The following is an 18,534-nucleotide window of genomic DNA, read 5'->3' as shown; positions in this document are numbered from 1 at the left end:
TTTCCGCTGTCATTCTCATATACAACTTTCACGATTCCGGCTGCACGAAAAAGAGCGGATGTGGCGGAAATAATAAAATTCAAATTATTTCTCCGCAAAGCTTGACAAAATGGACGGAATAGTGTTAAATTAAATAGGTTGAGGTATTTTGATACTTCAATCTATTTTTCACATTTTTTTATTAAGGAGGTGCAGTATGCCTACATTTAACCAGCTCGTACGCAAAGGAAGAAAGGTTTCCGAACAGAAATCCGGCGCTCCGGCTTTGCAGAAGGGTTACAACTCGATGAAGAAAGCGACTACTGACCAGTCTTCTCCGCAAAAACGTGGGGTGTGTACAGCAGTAAGAACCATGACTCCGAAAAAACCGAACTCCGCGCTTCGTAAAGTAGCAAGGGTTAAGTTGACAAACGGACAGGAAGTTACAGCTTACATTCCAGGGATTGGACACAATCTGCAGGAACACAGCGTTGTAATGATTCGTGGCGGACGTGTTAAGGACTTACCTGGTTGCCGTTATCACATCATCCGCGGTACTTTGGATACTCAGGGTGTGAACAACAGAAATCAGTCTCGTTCCAAATACGGCGCGAAACGTCCAAAAGCTGGTGCGAAGAAGTAATTGATCCTTTTATGATGTTTTGGCCCATAGCGTGGCATGAGATATATGTTACCGCTTTGTGGCAAAACGGGAGTAAATTTGCTTTCGAGTACCGATGATATCATTGTATGAAGGAGGGAAGCGAAATGCCAAGAAGAGGTAATATCGCAAAGCGTGAGGTTTTAAACGACCCGCTTTACAATTCCGCTTTGGTTACCCGTCTGATCAACAGCATTATGCTGGACGGCAAAAAAGGGGTAGCCCAGAAAATTGTGTACGGTGCCTTTGAAATCGTACAGGAAAAAACCGGTAAAGACCCGTTGGAAGCTTTTGAAGCAGCGATGGAAAACATCATGCCGCTTTTAGAGGTAAAGGCACGCCGTGTCGGTGGTGCGACTTACCAGGTTCCGATGGAAGTTCGGCCGGAAAGAAAACAGACCCTGGGTCTGAGATGGTTGACTGCTTATGCAAGAAACCGCGGCGAAAAAACAATGAAAGAACGTCTGGCAGGCGAAATCATGGATGCTATGAACGGCACCGGCGGCGCTTGCAAGAAACGTGAAGATACCCACAAAATGGCGGAAGCAAACAAAGCTTTTGCACATTACAGATGGTAATCATACCGTTCGTGTCCGGCTTTACCGGATTGCGTTCATCGTTTTGCAGTGTGGGACTAGCCGTATCGGGCTAGCCTTGGCTGCGCAATAGAACTATAAGGAGAAGAGATATTATGCCAAGAGACGTATCACTTGAGTTAACACGTAATATTGGTATAATGGCCCATATCGACGCAGGAAAAACCACCACAACCGAGCGTATCCTGTTCTATACAGGGATTAACCGTAAAATCGGTGAAACGCATGATGGTGCTGCTACCATGGACTGGATGGCACAGGAACAGGAGAGAGGTATTACCATTACTTCTGCTGCAACAACTGCGTACTGGAAAGGCCACCGTATCAATATTATCGATACTCCGGGACACGTTGACTTTACCGTTGAAGTTCAGCGTTCTCTGAGGGTTCTCGACGGTTCCGTTACTGTTTTCTGCGCAAAAGGCGGCGTTGAGCCTCAGTCAGAAACAGTTTGGCGTCAGGCTAACGACTACCATGTTCCGAGAATGGCTTATGTCAACAAAATGGACATCATGGGTGCTGATTTCTATAATGTAGTTAGCATGATGAAAGACAGACTGAAATGTAACGCTGTTCCAATTCAGCTGCCGATCGGTGCTGAAGAGACCTTCTGCGGAATCATCGACCTGGTTGAAATGGACGCTGTTATCTACAAGGATGACCTCGGAAAAGAAATGGACATCGTTGAAATTCCCGAGGACATGAAAGAAAAAGCAGAAGAATACCGCACCAACCTCCTGGAAGCAGTTGCCGAGCAGGATGAAGAGCTGATGATGAAATACCTGGAAGGGGAAGACATCACCGTAGACGAAATCAAGGCGGCTTTGCGTAAAGGGACTATTTCCAATGAAATTATCCCGGTTACCTGCGGTACTTCTTATAAAAACAAAGGGGTTCAAAAACTGTTGGATGCAGTCATTGATTATATGCCGGCTCCGACTGATGTTGCTCACATCAAGGGTGTGAATCCTGATACTGATGAAGAGGAAGAACGGCCTTCTTCTGACGACGAACCGTTTGCAGCTTTGGCCTTCAAAATTGCGACCGACCCGTTTGTCGGAAAACTGTGCTTCTTCCGTGTATACTCTGGCTCTATCAATGCGGGTACCCAGGTATACAACTCATCCAAAGACAATAATGAAAGAATCGGGCGGATTCTGCAGATGCACTCCAACCACAGAAAAGATATCGAAACCTGTTATGCAGGAGATATCGCTGCTGCGGTCGGCTTGAAAAATACCACTACCGGTGATACGCTCTGCGATCCGAAGCACCCGATCATTCTGGAATCTATGGACTTCCCGGAACCGGTTATCTCTTTGGCGATTGAACCGAAGACTAAAGCCGGCCAGGAAAAAATGGGGATTGCTTTGGCAAAGCTTGCTGAGGAAGACCCGACCTTTAAAACCTATACCAATGAAGAAACAGGCCAGACAATCATCGCGGGGATGGGTGAGCTGCACCTTGACATTATCGTTGACCGTCTGCTCCGTGAGTTCAAGGTGGAAGCGAATGTCGGTGCTCCTCAGGTAGCATATAAAGAAACCATTACCAAGCCTGCTGATGTTGACCATAAATACGCCAGACAGTCTGGTGGTAAAGGTCAGTACGGCCACGTTAAAATTCGTGTTACGCCGAATGAATCCGGTGCCGGATACGAATTTACCAATGCAATCGTCGGCGGTGCCATCCCGAAAGAATACATTCCTGCTGTTGACGCTGGTATCCAGGGTGCAATGCAGGCCGGTGTTCTGGCTGGGTATCCGGTTGTTGACTGCAAGGTAGAACTCTATGATGGTTCTTACCATGAGGTTGACTCCTCTGAAATGGCGTTTAAGATCGCTGGCTCCATGGCTTTCAAAGAAGCGATGAGAAAGGGCGAGCCGGTTATTTTGGAACCGATCATGAAGGTTGTCGTCATTGTTCCGGAAGAGTATATGGGCGATGTAATCGGCGACATCAACTCCCGCCGCGGACAGGTACAGGGCATGGAGGCCAGAATCGGTGCACAGCAGATCAATGCGTTTGTTCCGCTTTCTGATATGTTCGGTTATTCCAACGACCTGCGTTCTAAAACACAGGGCCGCGGACAGTATGTAATGGAACCGAGCCACTATATGCAGGTTCCGAAATCCATTGCAGATAAGATTATGAGTGCGAGAAGCAAAAACGACTAATCTTTAGGACTTTTTTGGAAAAACACTTGTATTTTTTAAAAAGTATTGTTACAATACTAATTAAGTAAGGATACTTTATTCTGATTTGAAATTAAAGGAGGATATTCCAAATGGCAAAAGAAAAATTTGAAAGAACCAAGCCGCACGTCAACATTGGTACAATCGGCCACGTTGACCACGGTAAAACTACTTTAACTGCTGCTATCACCAAAACTCTGGCTATGCAGGGCATGGCTCAGTACAAAGACTATGCAAACATCGACTCCGCTCCGGAAGAAAGAGAACGTGGTATTACCATTAATACCGCTCACGTAGAATACGAGACCAAAAATCGTCACTACGCTCACGTTGACTGCCCGGGCCACGCCGACTATGTTAAAAACATGATCACTGGTGCTGCTCAGATGGACGGTGCTATTCTGGTTGTTTCCGCTGCTGACGGCCCGATGCCGCAGACTCGTGAACACATCCTGCTGTCCCGTCAGGTAGGCGTTCCGTATATCGTTGTATTCATGAACAAAGCTGACCAGGTTGACGACGAAGAATTGCTCGAACTGGTTGAAATGGAAATTCGTGAGCTCTTAAACGAATATGAATTCCCGGGTGACGACACCCCGATCATTGCTGGTTCTGCTCTGAAAGCACTGGAAGCTCCGGACGATCTGTCTGATCCGGCTTATGAACCAATTATCAAGCTGATGGATGCAGTTGATGAATATATCCCGACTCCGGAAAGAAAAGCAGACCTGCCGTTCTTAATGCCGGTTGAAGACGTATTCACCATCACTGGACGTGGTACTGTTGCTACTGGTAGAGTTGAAAGAGGTCAGCTCAAAACTGGCGACGAAGTTGAAATCCTTGGTCTTACCGAAGAAAGAGCAAAAACTGTTGTTACAGGTATCGAAATGTTCAGAAAAATTCTGGATTATGCTGAAGCTGGTGACAACATTGGTGCTCTGCTCCGTGGTGTTCAGAGAAATGAAATCGAAAGAGGCCAGGTTCTGGCTAAACCGGGAACCATTCACCCGCACACCAAATTTAAAGGCCAGATCTACGTTCTGAAAAAAGATGAGGGCGGCCGTCACACCCCGTTCTTCAACAACTACAGACCGCAGTTCTTCTTCAGAACTACCGACGTTACCGGTGTTATCGCACTGGAAGAAGGTACTGAAATGGCTATGCCTGGCGATAACGTAACCATCGGTGTAGAACTGATCACTCCGATTGCAATCGAAGTTGGTCTGCGTTTTGCTATCCGTGAAGGTGGCCGTACTGTTGGTTCCGGCGTTGTTTCTGAAATCGCTGAATAATTTTATGTTAAGCCAAAAGCCGCTGCAAAATCGCAGCGGCTTTTTTCTGCGTCTAAATTATACAAAATTAGTAGTAAATATTGTCGAAGCTGCCGAAATTGGAAAAGTTCAGGTTTAGCTATTGACTTTTCTCGATGACCGCGATACAATAATAATCGCGGACACAATATATAGTAATGAAAACTGAATTTGTATACTATAACTTGTATTAAAAAGAAATGTCGCTAGGACAGAACACAGAAGAGAGGTTGCCCCGAATGATCGAAAAAATCGTGAAAAGAGACGGACGCGAAGCGCAGTTTCATAAGGAAAAAATTGCTAAGGCCGTATACCAGGCGGCACATGCATTGGGCGGAACCGACTATGCACAGTCGGAACAGATTGCCGACATGGTAATCGATTATTTAGAAAATGTGCTGCATTTACAGGCCCCGACAGTAGAACAGGTACAGGATGTGGTAGAAAAAATCTTGATTGAAAATGGCCACGCGCGCACTGCAAAAGAGTATATCCTTTATCGTGCCGACCGTACCCGCGTCCGGGAGATGAATACCCGGCTGATGAAAACCTATGAAGATCTCACCTTTAAGGATGCCGCGGAGAACGATGTCAAACGTGAAAATGCGAATATCGATGGTGATACCGCAATGGGCACCATGTTAAAATATGGCTCTGAAGGCGCCAAGCAGTTTAACGAAATGTTTATCTTGGACCCGAAGCATGCGAAAGCTCATATCGAAGGAGATATTCATATTCATGATATGGACTTCCTGACGTTGACTACGACCTGCTGCCAGATCGACCTGGACAAGCTCTTTGAAGGTGGTTTTTCAACAGGACATGGCTACCTGAGAGAGCCGAATGACATTCAAACCTATTCTGCGCTGGCTTGTATTGCAATCCAATCCAACCAGAATGACCAGCATGGCGGACAGAGCGTTCCTAACTTTGAATATGCAATGGCTAAGGGCGTCAGAAAAACCTATGCGAAGCGGTATCGCGAAAACTTAGCGAAGGCACTGGATTTTACTTCTGAGCTGGATGATACCAGTCAGGTAGCCTTTGATATCACCAGACAGGTAAAGGAAGAAAAGGGCCTGATTCCAGTACTGGCAAATGATAATGGCTACCAGGAAGCAGAAGCAGAATACCTAAGCGCTTTCCTGGATGATAAAAGTGTGAAGCAGATACAGAAATTTGCTGTGAAACACAGTAAGCATGAGACCGAACGCGCGACCTATCAGGCAATGGAAGCTCTGGTACACAACCTGAACACCATGCATTCCAGAGCCGGGGCACAGATTCCGTTTAGTTCCTTAAACTACGGCCTGGATACCTCGCCAGAGGGACGGCTGGTAATGGAAAAGATCATGCTTGCCACAGAGGCTGGTTTGGGAAATGGAGAGACTCCAATCTTCCCGATCCATATCTTCAAGGTAAAAGAGGGCATCAACTATAATCCGGAGGATCCGAACTACGATTTGTTTAAGCTAGCCTGCCGGGTATCTGCAAAACGGCTGTTTCCGAACTTTTCATTTATTGACGCACCGTTTAATCTGCAATACTATGTACCGGGCAAGCCGGAGACAGAGGTTGCCTATATGGGATGCCGTACCCGCGTAATCGGAAATATTTATGACCGTTCCCGTGAGATTGTCAATGGCCGCGGAAACCTAAGCTTTACCTCGGTGAACCTTCCAAGGCTTGCGATTAAGGCAAATGGAAATGTGGAATTTTTCTTTGAACAGTTGGATCATGAAATTGATCTTGTCATTGACCAGCTTCTGGATCGCTTTAAGATCCAGTGCAAAAAACGGGTTAAGAATTATCCGTTCCTGATGGGACAAGGGGTCTGGATTGATTCTGATCAGCTCAGCGACGAGGATGAAGTGGGCGAGGTGCTGAAGCATGGTACACTGACTTTAGGGTTTATCGGGCTGGCAGAATGCCTGAAAGCGCTGATCGGAGCACATCATGGCGAAAGCAAGGAAGCCCAGAATCTGGGACTGGATATCGTTGGATTTATGCGTAAACGCATGGATCAGAAAACAGAAGAAACCGGCCTGAATTTTTCCCTGATCGGAACACCGGCGGAAGGGCTGTCTGGAAGATTTGTTCGGATCGACCGGGAAAAGTTCGGAACGATTGAAGGGGTTACAGACCGTGATTATTATACGAATTCCTTCCACGTTCCGGTATACTTCCCGATATCAGCATATGAAAAGATTCGTTTAGAAGCGCCATACCACGCGCTGACAAACGGCGGCCATATTTCTTATGTAGAGCTCGATGGGGATACAACCCAGAACTTAGAAGCGTTTGAAAGTGTGATCCGATGCATGAAAGAAGCAGGGATCGGCTACGGCTCTATCAACCATCCGGTTGACCGCGACCCGGTATGCGGCTATACAGGAATTATCGGTGATACCTGCCCGCGCTGCGGGCGGCACGAAGGGGAAGGGGTAGATGTCGAAGTGCTGAAAAAGCTCAAGGGCGTTTACCATGACTATCGCAGTGAAGAAGAAATTTTAGAAGAAAATGATAAAGTTTGCCATGCATTGAAAGGAGAATAGAATATGAACGGAACTTATAAGGTGGTAAATGGAAAAGTCGGTGAAGGTGTCGGTTTTGAGCGCATCAGAAGGATCACCGGATATTTGGTTGGAACAGTAGACCGTTTTAATAACGCAAAACGTGCCGAAGAACATGACCGTGTAAAACACGGGCTGACAACCGATCAGGAAAGAATTTAGGGAATCAAGGCCGTTTCAATCGCAGATTGGAATGGCCTGATTTTTCAGAAAGAAGGCGTAAAAATTGACAGTACGCATTGCCGGTGTGGTGCGGGAATCTATTGTTGACGGTCCCGGAATCCGGTTCGTTGTATTTACGCAGGGCTGCCCGCATCACTGCCCGGGCTGCCATAATCCGGAAAGCCATGACCCGGCCGGGGGATATGATTGCGACATTGAAAAGATTTTAACCGAAATTAAAAAAGATCCTCTGCTGAAGGGTGTAACCTTCAGCGGAGGGGAACCGTTCGACCAGCCGGAGCCTTTGGCTGAGCTGGCGGCAGAGATCAAAAAGCTGGAACTGGACTTGTTTATCTATACCGGTTATCTCTTTGAAGACCTGCAAGGCCGCTGTGACCCGGCAACAGACCGGCTGATTTCTCTGGCGGATTATATTGTAGACGGCCCGTTTTTGTTATCACAGCGCAGCCTGGAACTCAAATTTCGAGGAAGCAAAAATCAACGGATGATCGATGTGGCACAGACGCTTAAGGCAGGCCGGACCGTCACTATGGAAGAAACGGACAGTGCTTGTTAGAAATGGCGGCAGATGATTCGGAAAGGAAGGCTCTGGTTTATCAGAGTCTAGCGGTATAAAATGGGGAAAATAGAAGTCGGCATTATGCGGGAAGCTGATCTGCCGGAAATCCTTGCCCTTTATCAGCAATTGATTGGCAGAATGGAATCCCTCTCCGAAACACAGAAACGGTGGCGGGAGATGGAAAAAGACCCGCGCTGCCGTATTTTTGTGGCAAGGGAGGAAGGCGGCAAAATATGTGGGACAGCGATGTGCTATTCCTGCCCGTCTCTTACGGAGGAAGGGCGTCCCTTTCTTGTTGTTGAAAATGTCGTTGTATCAGAGGAATGCAGGGGAATGGGCGTAGGCAAGCTGCTGTTTGAGGAAATAGATCGGCTCGCGGAGAAAAACCGATGCTCTTATTCGATTTTAGTATCTTCGGAACATCGAAGCGGTGCGCACCGGTTTTATGAAAAAATCGGGTATTCCGATCCGGTAAAGGGGTTTCGGAAGCTGTATCATTTTGAATAAAAAAGCCGTTGCTTGTAAAAAGCAACGGCTTTTTTCAACAAAAACCAGTCATTCGAATAGGATAGAGCAACGAATCAAAAGGACGGTGTTGTCATGCCGGTTTATCTTATGCTGGCAGAAGCAGGGCTTTTGGTGGTAGCCGTATCGGTCGATGCTTTTGTCGCAAGTTTTTCTTATGGAATTAACTGTATCCGCATTCCTCTTTCCTCCTGCTTTGTCGTTGATCTGATCTGCAGCGGGACATTATTTCTTTCCATGCTGTTTGGAACAGCTCTGGGAAGCCTTCTGCCGGCAGGATGGATTCATATTTTCTGCTTCGGCATCCTGTTTTTACTGGGGCTTGTGAAGCTGTTTGACAGCATGATCAAGACATGGATCGCTAAACGCAAGCATACTTCGAAACAACTATCCTTTCATCTGTTTTCCCTCCATATGATCCTTCAGATTTATGCGGATGCTACCGAGGCGGACTGTGACAGCTCCCGGGTGCTGTCTCTGCCGGAAGCGGCAGGATTAGCGGTAGCGCTTTCCTTTGACAGTATTGCGGCTGGCGTGGGTGCTGGGATGCATTCCGGCAGTATCTGGATTACGTTTGGATTGGCACTGCTTGCGGGATTTCTGGCGGTTTTCTGCGGTGAACGATTAGGAAAGAGGCTTAGCCATAGGATCAAATGGGATCTTTCCTGGCTGAGCGGAGCGCTCCTGATTGTCCTGGCCTTCTGCAAGCTGTAACCATCTCCTGGACAATGAATATACTGATAGCAGGGGAAACCCTCAAATTGAGAAAAAGGAGCGACACCCATGGCAGACATACAATCGATGGATCACATGGAGGAAGGGCAGACTGCTACAGTAGCGGGAATACGTCTAAGCGGAAGCATGCGAAGGCGTTTGCAGGATATCGGCATTATTGAAGGAACTAATATCAAGTGCCTGCAAAAAAGCCCGGCCGGAGATCCGATCGCTTACTTAATCAGAGGTGCTGCAATTGCTTTGAGAGTCGAAGATTCCAGTGCAATTTTGGTGCGATAAATATTGGTCAGGAGCAGACAGGAATAGGCCGCTTCCTGTCTGCCGCCATATCAAAACAAAGAGAGAAGAGTGATAATCATGGGTTTAACCTCGGATTCAACCGGGAAACATGCGGTGGATCAGGGCTTGGTAATTGTAAAGCAAACGCCGCAGGACCATGTCATTGCTTTAGCTGGGAACCCCAATGTAGGAAAAAGCACCGTATTTAATGAGCTGACTGGAATGAACCAGCATACCGGAAACTGGCCTGGAAAAACCGTTACAAACGCGCAGGGCAGCTATACATACCACAACCAAAACTACATATTGGTTGATCTGCCCGGAACCTATTCCCTGATGGCCCATTCAGCGGAAGAAGAGGTTGCCAGGGATTTTATCTGCTTTGGGAAAAGCGACGCAGTAGTGGTGGTTTGTGACGCCACCTGCCTGGAACGGAACTTAAACCTTGTCTTGCAGACGATGGAGATTACAGACCGGGTGATCGTTTGTGTCAACCTGATGGACGAGGCGAAGAAAAAGGATATCCGCGTGGATGTCAATCGGCTGGAGAAGCTGCTGGGCGTACCGGTCGTGCCGGCCAGTGCAAGAAGCGGGAAGGGCTTAGATCAGCTCTCCAGAACTGTAGAGCGGGTATGCAGCGGCGAGCTGATTCCGAATCCGCAGAAAATTCAATATCTCCGTACCCTAGAGTCCGCAGTACGGCCAATGGAGGAATTTCTGGAGCAGTTTGGCCGCCATACGGTAAATAGCCGATGGGCTTCCTTACGGATGCTGGAACAGGATGAAAAATTGAAAGAATCTATCCTAAGAGAGCTGGGGATGGAACAAGCCTTCTGCGAAGAATACCTGTCGCTGGCCCGCAAAGCACAGGAAGCACTGGCCCAGAATGGGATTGATGCAGATGTGGTGCAGGACAAAATCGTCTCCTGCATTGTGTTAGAGGCGGAAGGCATTTGCAATGAATGTGTCTGTTTCCAGAAAGAATGCTGTGACAGGCGCGACCGCAAGCTTGACCGAATCCTCACAAGCCGGATGACTGGAATTCCCATTATGATTCTATTGCTGATGGTCATCTTTTGGCTGACCATTACCGGCGCCAACTATCCTTCCGAGCTTTTGTCAACAGGTTTGTTCTGGATACAGGACCGTTTGACCGACTTGTTTCACTGGCTGAACGCACCGGAATGGCTTCATGGCGCATTGGTGTTAGGCGTGTACCGGGTTTTGGCCTGGGTAGTATCCGTAATGCTGCCGCCGATGGCAATTTTCTTTCCGTTATTTACCCTTCTGGAGGACTTCGGATATCTGCCGAGAGTAGCATTCAATCTTGACCATTATTTCAAAAAAGCAAAAACCTGCGGCAAGCAAGCCCTGACCATGTGCATGGGATTTGGATGCAACGCGGCCGGGATTGTCGGATGCCGGATTATCGATTCTCCGCGTGAGCGCCTGATCGCAACCATCACCAACAATTTTGTCCCCTGCAATGGGCGTTTTCCTCCACCGACAGCAGGGCAACAAATATGGCTGAAAATCAAAAATCAACCGTTAAATTCACTATAAATCCGAAAACAGTTTTGTTTCATCTGACTAAACTATCGTACTTCCGCAAAAGACATCATTTGAAGCGTACCGAACTGTCAAAGCTTACCGGAATTTCCGTCAATGCATTGCAACTTTGGGAACTCGGACAAGCCAAACCACATTATAGCTATTGGCGAAAATTAGACCTGTTTATGCGGGAGTATGAAGAGAACGGTGGTGGTAAATAATTGGATAATGGATTGAAAACGCTGGCAACTACCGAGTAATTCTCGGTAGTTCGAAAAAGGACGCACTCTCTCGTTTTTATACGAACTAATATGAACCGTTTTCGGTACATAAGCTTTGCTACAATCATCATGAGCTAAGTAGTTATGTGTCAATTCAAATGGGAGAGACAATCGTGAAATTATGTAAGAATTTAAAATCTATGTAAGAATTTAAAATCAGCACGCTTAGAAAAGAAGCATATCAAAAGCGGTCGGATATATCACAAGCATTATTATCAAATAATTGTTTCAAAGGAAGAACTAGAAATTCAACTTCGCAAGGCGGATCACAACGACAATCTACTGTACTGCCTCGCTTTCGGGAAAGAGCGTCTGGATTATGAACGGCGGCTTCTTTTGGCAAGTCTTAAATTCCAGTTTATTGGGAGGCTGTTTTATTCGGTACATCTTCGTAACAGCTCCGGTGAAACCGAATACTGTACCGCCAAACTGCCGATCAGATTTTATGAAAAGATGTTTGACGGAGATATGGATACCCTCGATGAAGCGGAAGATTGGCTTATTCGGCATGAAGTGAAAGTCATCACCGCCGAGAAACTGCTTCGTAAGTACAACGCTGTTAAAACGTACTGTATCCGTATGTTGACAAGCGAGCTTGAAACTTATTTTGCCGGCGAGTACAGAAGTATTATTGACTATATTGCAAACCACGAAGATATAAATCTGACCTTCAAGCATAAATATGACGATATGCCGGTACTGCCGGATGAATATGAAAATGACAGGGATCAAATTGACTACGGGAGACCATCCCCAATATTGTGTAAACCTCCGATGTGGTGTAAAATAGAGACAACACATTGGAGGAATTTTTATGTCAAGAAGAAACAGAACCCCGGAAGAAAATGAGCGCAGAGCCAAAATCAGCGAATTGCTGAAAGTGGCAAAGATCAGCAGTATGTCGGACATACAGGATTTGTTCAAGGAAACCATAGCCGAGTTTATGGAAAACGGGCTGGACGCGGAGCTGGATGACGAGCTCGGTTACAGCAAGTACGATTACAAAAACAAGGATACCGAAAACAGCCGGAACGGACACAGCAAAAAGACTTTAAAAACCAGCTTTGGAGATATAGAAGTTGAAACTCCGCGCGACCGAAAAGGCGAATTTGAGCCGCAGTTACTCAAGAAAAACCAAACCGGTATTGCGCAGGATGTTGAAGAAAAGATATTATCAATGTATGCCAAAGGAATGACCACAAGTGACATAGAAGGACATATACGGGATATATACGGTCTTGAAGTGTCGGATACTACGGTAAGCCGTATTACGGATAAAATTCTGCCTGTCGCAAAGGAATGGCAGCAGCGGCCGCTTGAAAGTATTTATGCGGTTGTATTTATGGACGCGATTCATTACCATGTTCGCAGCGAAGGTCAGATTGTAAAGAAAGCGGTGTATATCGTTATCGGAATCAATCTTGACGGCAGAAAGGATGTACTCGGTATGTGGGTCGGCGAGAATGAAAGTGCGAAATATTGGGCAACCGTGCTGAACAGTCTTCGCAACAGGGGCGTGGAAGACATCTTCATTGCCTGTACCGACAACCTGACCGGCTTTGCAGACGCTATCGCGGCTGTTTATCCGAAAACAGATATACAGAACTGTATTATTCATCAGCTGCGTAATTCCAGCAAATATGTCTCGTACAAGGATATCAAGGCGCTTATGGCTGATTTAAAGGCGGTTTATGCTGCTGTGGATGAAGAAGCTGCATTACAGGCATTGAACTTGTTTGCAGAAAAGTGGGACAGCAAATATCCAAAAATTTCGCTGTCCTGGCAGGCAAACTGGCCCAACTGAAGCACATATTTTAAGTTTCCCGCAGAGGTGCGCCGCCTTATTTATACCACCAATGCAATCGAGGGTTTCAACCGTCAGCTCCGGAAGGTCACTAAGTCCAAATCGGTCTTTCCGACCGATGACAGCTTGTTCAAAATGCTTTATTTGGCTATGATTGACATCACGAAAAAGTGGACTGGCAGACGGCAGGATTGGAGTATTATTCACGCTCAGCTGGCGATTTATTACGCCGACCGTATGCCGGATTAGCACAGTCCGAACCGAAAGTAAAGGGTAAAATGAACGGCAAGTCGCCCTTGACTTCTGGTTCTGCCAGTGCTATATTGCAAATATGGCAGCATCGGAATACTCCGCTGCCGCCATCATATATTTTATTCTGTTTTACATCGTGTTTTGGAGTTTACACAAAATTGGGGACACACCCAGAAATTGCCCTTAATCCTGCCGTCATCCGTTTTGATTGCAATAAACATTAGTCTCTGTTTCTTGCTGACTTCCGACGGCTGGCTGCGAAAAAAGCACTGGCTTCTTCAAGAAATTCGTTTTCTTCTTTTAAACGGCGAATTTCCTTATCCTGCTCCTTAACACGTTTTCTGAGTTCAATAAGCTCATCGTTAAGGGATAATGCTGTCTTAGGTGAATGGCCAGCTTCATTTGCGCTGAGGCGACCTTCTTTGAATGCTTTAATCCAGCAATAAATAGTTCCATCAGGAACTCCTAATTCTTTCGCTGCCTTATGCCCGCCTATTTCCTGAGCAAGTTTTACAGCCTGTGCTTTAAATTCATTGTCATAAGATCTTTGATTCTGTGCCATACGTTGTTTTCTCCTATTCTCGTATTGATATTGATTATATCAAAATCCTTGAGAATAGGGTGTCAACTTTTATGATACAGCATCAGTTTCCGAAAGAAAAAGAATTGAAATCGAAGCGGAAGAAACAAAGCAAGCATTAGTTCAACAGCTTGCAGAGAAACAAGATTGGGAATATATAAACGCTCAACTTGAAGTCCTTGAAAAAAGTCAGACGATTTTGCAAAGAATGTTAAATGTCTTTCCGGGCTACTATGGTAAATATATCAGTCTGCATTTTGCCCAGTATCTCAATGAGCCTGTTATTAGTGATGAACAACAAGAGGCGTTTGGAACTGTCATTGAATTTTTGGACAATGTAAGTTTTGCACTTCCACCAGATCTTCAGCAATATCTTGATGAAATCACTAGTTAAAGGATTTTTGGAAATCTATGTACGAAACAAGTGTCAAAGACCCGAGTTGGCAGACCGCTTTTTCATTATATCAAAAGGAGTTGACGTTAAATATTATGTAAGAAATTTACAAAATTATGTATTGACATATAAGTTGTCATGTGATAATATATAAACTAACAAGAACTTAATCGTTTAATTTAAACGTATATAAAGGTGGCGAAGCTTTGACAATAAATGAAATTTCCAAGCTTGCTGGTGTTTCTACTGCTACAGTATCTTATGTAATTAATAATAAGTCTGGTTGTGTCAGCGAAGAAGTGCGAGCCAGAGTTTTGAAAATCATTGAAGAAAATGGATATGTACCTAATAAAATTGCTAGAAGTTTACGTGAAAAGCGTTCGAAAACGATTGGAGTATTGGCAGAGGATATTACTCATTTTCAAACTCCGGGTATTATTGCAGGAATTAATAGTTATCTAGAACAGATAGATATTCATATGATTTTAAATAATTTGTCTCTTACTCAGAAGGCTGGTGAACATACTGGAAATGTGTTGCAACACAAAAAAGAAATTAATGATGCAATAGACATTTTGATGGAAGCAAGAGTAGACGGAATTATCTATATTGGATGGCAGGATCGTGACGTGGGAAACTTGGTCAAACCTTTAAATGTTCCTCTTGTTTACGCGTACTGTTTTAGTGAAGTGGATGGGAGATCTTGGATTAGTTATGATAATGAATCAAGTATGGAAGAAATCTTAGACAAAGTATTTTCTTTAAAACATAGAAAGATAGCTTTTGTATCTGGTGGAGATGAACTTTGTCGTCCGGCGGAGATGAGATTTAATATATATCAAAAAAAACTTGCGGCGGAGGGAATACCGCTGAGAAGAGAGTATATCAAACACGGTGACTGGAGCTTTAATGCTGGGAGACAGTTTTATAGGGAACTTGTTGCACTAGAGGATCCGCCTACAGTTATTTTGTCTTTGAATGACCATATGGCAGGGGGCATGATTAAAGAATCCATGGATACAGATAGAAGGATTCTTAATGAAATCTCAGTAGTGGGATTTAATGGTTTTGAATTTGCAAGCTTTTTATCACCAACTCTTGCCACAGTAAGTCTTCCTTTGGAACAAATAGGGTACGAGGCGGCAAAGCAATTGCTTACGGAAATAAACAACAAAAATTGTGAGCATAAACAAGAATTTTTAAAATGCCAATTTGTTAATGGAAGTTCTCTAAAAATTAATCCTTTTGCATAGTTACATAAGAATTAAGCACACCTTTTCGTTCTCGCGAAAAAGTGGGAAAAGATAGAAAAAAACACCCATTTTAGGGCGTTTTTTTCATGATTTGTCTAGAACGAAAAGGTGTACTTCATCTTTCGCTAAAAATGCAGAAAACTTCTATAGGTGAGTAGCAACGAAAATAGCCGATAGAGGCAATTTATTTTTTAATTGCTTAATCGATTAATGAAATTTTCATATTAGAATTTTTTTTATACCAAAAATTTTATGCATAAATACACATATCTCATTGGATTTTCAGTTTCCAACAAATGATTTCAACGTATTCCTGCTTGCCTTTGTTTTCACCATGCTAGCTGGTTGATAACAAAAGACAACTGAATATATTCTGTGCTTTGGCAAAAGTGGATGGTTTATTCCGTTGCTGGAGAGTTATTTAAAGGAGGAATTTTTTTGAAAAAAGATTTACAATTTGTAATTGATACTGGACAGGCGAAAGTTTTCTACTGTCAAAACAATATGGATAAAATGGTAGCCATAGCAAAGAGTCCTATAAAAGTAGAATTATGGCATCCAAACAGAGGACTTAGTTCCGCGGAATGCTGCTATCAAAGTGTCGAAAAAAGCGGGAGTATGTACTTATGCACTGGAAGTATTTATGATGAAAAGTGTGATATCAGTATAGTTGTGTCTGATTGTTGGAACCAGGTATCAGATAATGCGATGAGTTTGGAAAGAAAAGTTATCGTTGAACACGGAAGCCAGGATTATGGTATTAGATCAGGGATTAATTTCGAAATATTGCCTGATATCCATCCGAAATTTGAAGATATGCAATATTTTGCTCCTCCGTGTATCTATGACAAGAACGATCTGGATGAAGACGGTGTCGATGATTATTTCTTGGTTCAGAATAGAATTATTCGTGATGACCGTTTGAACACACTGGCTTTTTTGGCGTATCATCCTGAAAGTAGACTTGCCTTTACGTTAGTAAGAGCAGATGTTCCCCAAAATGATGAATATCCAAACCGCCCAAATAAAGAAACGTTTTTTCTCCAAAAAACGGATGTAGGAAGTATGGGGATATGGAATGGAAAAAATGGTTTAGAGCTTCAGACAAAATTCCCATTTTTTGAAGGCGAGGCTTCCTTGGCATTATGTTCAAAGGAAAAGAAATCATGGGGTGCTTATTGGCCTGCACTAACTGGCGAGACTTTTCAAATGTCCTATGAATTTCGTGTTACTGAAGAGATTTCTTTTATTGATGCGATGTGGAGAATGTATACAAGCCGTATGAATGAATTGGCTCCTGTTAGAGTAGAGTTACCGGCTTCAGCGGAAATGTTGGCAAAATACCGTACATATGTGGTTGATGAATATTATATGGAAAAAAGCAAGGAAGAGGACCCCAATGAACCGGCAGGATATGTCCTGAACTGCCATCCCCAGGATGGAAAGCAATTATGCGATATTATTCAATATGGCTTTACCGGGCAAAATACGATTAGTGCTTACTGTAGCCTGCGGCAGGGATATCGGGATGGTGAGAAAAAGTTAATAGACCATGGCGTTAAAACCCTAGACTTTTTTTCAGATCGTATTCATATTCCGGAAAGCGGAACTTTTTATAACCTCTATAACTTTGAAAAGGCAAAGTTTGATTTTTGGTGGACTGGTTTAATTTTGCCATTGTCCTATGCAGAAGGCGATCGCCTGGTAGAGTTGATGGGCCCCCTTTATGGATACTTTGAAGACATTCTCAAAGTTCTGAAAGAAAAAAAGGGTTCGTACCTACGCTGCATGAATGAAGAAGCATACGGGTTGATTTGTGCGTATGAGTTTGAGAAAAAACTGGGAACTATTCATCAAAATTGGCTTGAAACCTCTGTGCGCTATGGTGACTTTTTACTGAAAACTCAGGCAGAGGATGGCACTTGGTTCCGTGCCTATGATACGACGGGCGTTCCAATTGTGGAACCAGAAATCTGGTTTGGAAAATCCTATTATGAAAAGAAAGGCTGTACCTCAACTTCAATTCCATTCCTGATTGAGCTTTACAAACAGACTAATGAAAGCAAGTATCTTGAAGCGGCGGAAAAAGCCGGGAAATACGTTGCGGAAGTATCGATCGAAAAGGTTCGTTGCTGCGGAGGCATTCACGACAGCATTTTTGAAAAGGGTGTTTTGGTTGATAATGAAAGCACCTTGTACGCAATGCTTGCGATGAATGAGCTATATAAAATTACTAAAAACGAATACTATCTGAGATATGCGCACAGAGGAGCTGTTCAGTTTGCCTCTTGGATGTATTTATGGGATATTCCTCAGCCAACCGGCAGTACTCTACAAAAATATGGTTTCCGTACAACTGGTATCGGTAGCTGCGATGTGCCAAGTGCCGGTTATTGTCATTCCTTTGAAAATCGGGGTGTAGCTACTATGGTGGAAATTGCTTTTGCTACCGGGGATGAAAATATGTTTAAAATTGCAGAACTCACCTGGCACGGTTGTAATCAGACGGTTTCTGTACCCGGTAAGGACTGGGGCTATAGTGCTTACGGCTTACAGGAAGAGGGACATCTTATTAACTGGTTTATGGCTGAAGATCCTATATTTGAAAATACTGGATTTGGTCATCGCTGGAAAGGAGAGGGGAATAAGACCTGTTATCCTTGGATTAGTGCCGTAGCTCTGATTAGTTACTGGAATATGTTGGATCAATTTGGAACCGCCGATTTTGATGAATTAAAAAGACAATACGATTTGACCTTAGCGAAAGAATAAAAAATTTGGAAAGATACCAACTTGCTTGTTCATATAGCGATAGGTTGGTAGG

At 44.3% G+C, this 18,534-nt stretch carries 15 protein-coding genes and 3 pseudogenes; 17 read left to right on the top strand and 1 reads right to left on the bottom strand.

Annotation, left to right across the window (positions count from 1 at the left end; translation table 11 throughout):
- Positions 1–196: 196 nt before the first annotated feature.
- The 14 genes and pseudogenes from rpsL to CZ360_RS00875 all read left to right on the top strand — a co-directional run bounded on the left by rpsL (position 197) and on the right by CZ360_RS00875 (position 13,480).
- Positions 197–622 carry a 30S ribosomal protein S12 gene (rpsL, locus tag CZ360_RS00940; protein WP_077532336.1) on the top strand — a complete coding sequence of 142 codons (426 nt, stop codon included), beginning with the start codon at positions 197–199 and terminating at the stop codon, positions 620–622.
- A gap of 125 nt (positions 623–747) precedes the next feature.
- Entirely contained in the window at positions 748–1,218 is a 471-nt protein-coding gene (gene rpsG, locus CZ360_RS00935; protein ID WP_205411092.1) for a 30S ribosomal protein S7, read from the top strand.
- A 113-nt stretch (positions 1,219–1,331) separates the two neighbouring features.
- Positions 1,332–3,413 carry an elongation factor G gene (gene fusA / locus CZ360_RS00930; RefSeq protein WP_077532334.1) on the top strand — a complete coding sequence of 694 codons (2,082 nt, stop codon included), beginning with the start codon at positions 1,332–1,334 and terminating at the stop codon, positions 3,411–3,413.
- Between the two features lie 110 nt (positions 3,414–3,523).
- A complete protein-coding gene (tuf, locus tag CZ360_RS00925; protein ID WP_077532333.1) occupies positions 3,524–4,723 on the top strand; it encodes an elongation factor Tu in 1,200 nt (399 codons plus the stop codon).
- A 257-nt stretch (positions 4,724–4,980) separates the two neighbouring features.
- Positions 4,981–7,296, top strand: a complete 2,316-nt coding sequence (locus tag CZ360_RS00920) for an anaerobic ribonucleoside triphosphate reductase (RefSeq protein WP_077532332.1) — start codon at positions 4,981–4,983, stop codon at positions 7,294–7,296.
- 48 nt (positions 7,297–7,344) lie between these two features.
- A pseudogene (gene nrdD, locus CZ360_RS00915) lies at positions 7,345–7,476 on the top strand (anaerobic ribonucleoside-triphosphate reductase); the annotation flags it as partial.
- Between the two features lie 64 nt (positions 7,477–7,540).
- A complete protein-coding gene (gene nrdG, locus CZ360_RS00910; RefSeq protein ID WP_077532330.1) occupies positions 7,541–8,053 on the top strand; it encodes an anaerobic ribonucleoside-triphosphate reductase activating protein in 513 nt (170 codons plus the stop codon).
- A gap of 60 nt (positions 8,054–8,113) precedes the next feature.
- Positions 8,114–8,563, top strand: a complete 450-nt coding sequence (locus CZ360_RS00905; RefSeq protein ID WP_077532329.1) for a GNAT family N-acetyltransferase — start codon at positions 8,114–8,116, stop codon at positions 8,561–8,563.
- A gap of 93 nt (positions 8,564–8,656) precedes the next feature.
- Entirely contained in the window at positions 8,657–9,295 is a 639-nt protein-coding gene (locus CZ360_RS00900; protein ID WP_077532328.1) for a manganese efflux pump, read from the top strand.
- A gap of 69 nt (positions 9,296–9,364) precedes the next feature.
- On the top strand, positions 9,365–9,595 hold the full coding sequence (locus CZ360_RS00895) for a FeoA family protein (protein WP_077532327.1): 231 nt from the start codon (positions 9,365–9,367) through the stop codon (positions 9,593–9,595).
- A 78-nt stretch (positions 9,596–9,673) separates the two neighbouring features.
- Positions 9,674–11,095 (top strand): annotated as a pseudogene (feoB, locus tag CZ360_RS00890) (ferrous iron transport protein B); the annotation flags it as partial.
- Positions 11,096–11,118: 23 nt separating this feature from the next.
- Positions 11,119–11,367 carry a helix-turn-helix domain-containing protein gene (locus tag CZ360_RS00885; protein ID WP_077532325.1) on the top strand — a complete coding sequence of 83 codons (249 nt, stop codon included), beginning with the start codon at positions 11,119–11,121 and terminating at the stop codon, positions 11,365–11,367.
- A 396-nt stretch (positions 11,368–11,763) separates the two neighbouring features.
- Complete coding sequence (locus tag CZ360_RS00880; protein ID WP_077532324.1) at positions 11,764–12,276, top strand: hypothetical protein; 513 nt, start codon at positions 11,764–11,766, stop codon at positions 12,274–12,276.
- Positions 12,242–13,480: pseudogene (locus CZ360_RS00875) on the top strand (IS256 family transposase). Before CZ360_RS00880 ends, CZ360_RS00875 begins: the two are co-directional and overlap by 35 nt.
- 223 nt (positions 13,481–13,703) lie before the next feature.
- Here the strand turns inward: CZ360_RS00875 and CZ360_RS00870 are convergent.
- Positions 13,704–14,045 carry a transposase gene (locus CZ360_RS00870; protein WP_229407952.1) on the bottom strand — a complete coding sequence of 114 codons (342 nt, stop codon included), beginning with the start codon at positions 14,043–14,045 and terminating at the stop codon, positions 13,704–13,706.
- Positions 14,046–14,262: 217 nt separating this feature from the next.
- Here CZ360_RS00870 and CZ360_RS00865 point away from each other — a divergent pair, with 217 nt between their 5' ends.
- The 3 genes from CZ360_RS00865 to CZ360_RS00855 all read left to right on the top strand — a co-directional run bounded on the left by CZ360_RS00865 (position 14,263) and on the right by CZ360_RS00855 (position 18,482).
- On the top strand, positions 14,263–14,457 hold the full coding sequence (locus CZ360_RS00865; protein WP_077532323.1) for a hypothetical protein: 195 nt from the start codon (positions 14,263–14,265) through the stop codon (positions 14,455–14,457).
- Between the two features lie 206 nt (positions 14,458–14,663).
- Positions 14,664–15,710 carry a LacI family DNA-binding transcriptional regulator gene (locus tag CZ360_RS00860; protein ID WP_077532322.1) on the top strand — a complete coding sequence of 349 codons (1,047 nt, stop codon included), beginning with the start codon at positions 14,664–14,666 and terminating at the stop codon, positions 15,708–15,710.
- A gap of 438 nt (positions 15,711–16,148) precedes the next feature.
- Positions 16,149–18,482 carry a hypothetical protein gene (locus tag CZ360_RS00855; protein ID WP_143530105.1) on the top strand — a complete coding sequence of 778 codons (2,334 nt, stop codon included), beginning with the start codon at positions 16,149–16,151 and terminating at the stop codon, positions 18,480–18,482.
- Positions 18,483–18,534: the final 52 nt, after the last annotated feature.

The organism is Massiliimalia massiliensis, from assembly GCF_900155615.1.
GTDB lineage: Bacteria > Bacillota > Clostridia > Oscillospirales > Ruminococcaceae > Massiliimalia > Massiliimalia massiliensis.
The sequence above is the reverse complement of the archived record's forward strand: the minus strand, read 5'-3'. Positions and strand labels throughout refer to the sequence as shown.

Coding starts and splice junctions, on each gene's coding strand:
- rpsL (WP_077532336.1), top strand. CDS start 197: ATGCCTACATTTAACCAGCTCGTACGCAAAGGAAGAAAGGTTTCCGAA.
- rpsG (WP_205411092.1), top strand. CDS start 748: ATGCCAAGAAGAGGTAATATCGCAAAGCGTGAGGTTTTAAACGACCCG.
- fusA (WP_077532334.1), top strand. CDS start 1,332: ATGCCAAGAGACGTATCACTTGAGTTAACACGTAATATTGGTATAATG.
- tuf (WP_077532333.1), top strand. CDS start 3,524: ATGGCAAAAGAAAAATTTGAAAGAACCAAGCCGCACGTCAACATTGGT.
- CZ360_RS00920 (WP_077532332.1), top strand. CDS start 4,981: ATGATCGAAAAAATCGTGAAAAGAGACGGACGCGAAGCGCAGTTTCAT.
- CZ360_RS00905 (WP_077532329.1), top strand. CDS start 8,114: ATGGGGAAAATAGAAGTCGGCATTATGCGGGAAGCTGATCTGCCGGAA.
- CZ360_RS00900 (WP_077532328.1), top strand. CDS start 8,657: ATGCCGGTTTATCTTATGCTGGCAGAAGCAGGGCTTTTGGTGGTAGCC.
- CZ360_RS00895 (WP_077532327.1), top strand. CDS start 9,365: ATGGCAGACATACAATCGATGGATCACATGGAGGAAGGGCAGACTGCT.
- CZ360_RS00885 (WP_077532325.1), top strand. CDS start 11,119: ATGGCTGAAAATCAAAAATCAACCGTTAAATTCACTATAAATCCGAAA.
- CZ360_RS00870 (WP_229407952.1), bottom strand. CDS start 14,045: ATGGCACAGAATCAAAGATCTTATGACAATGAATTTAAAGCACAGGCT.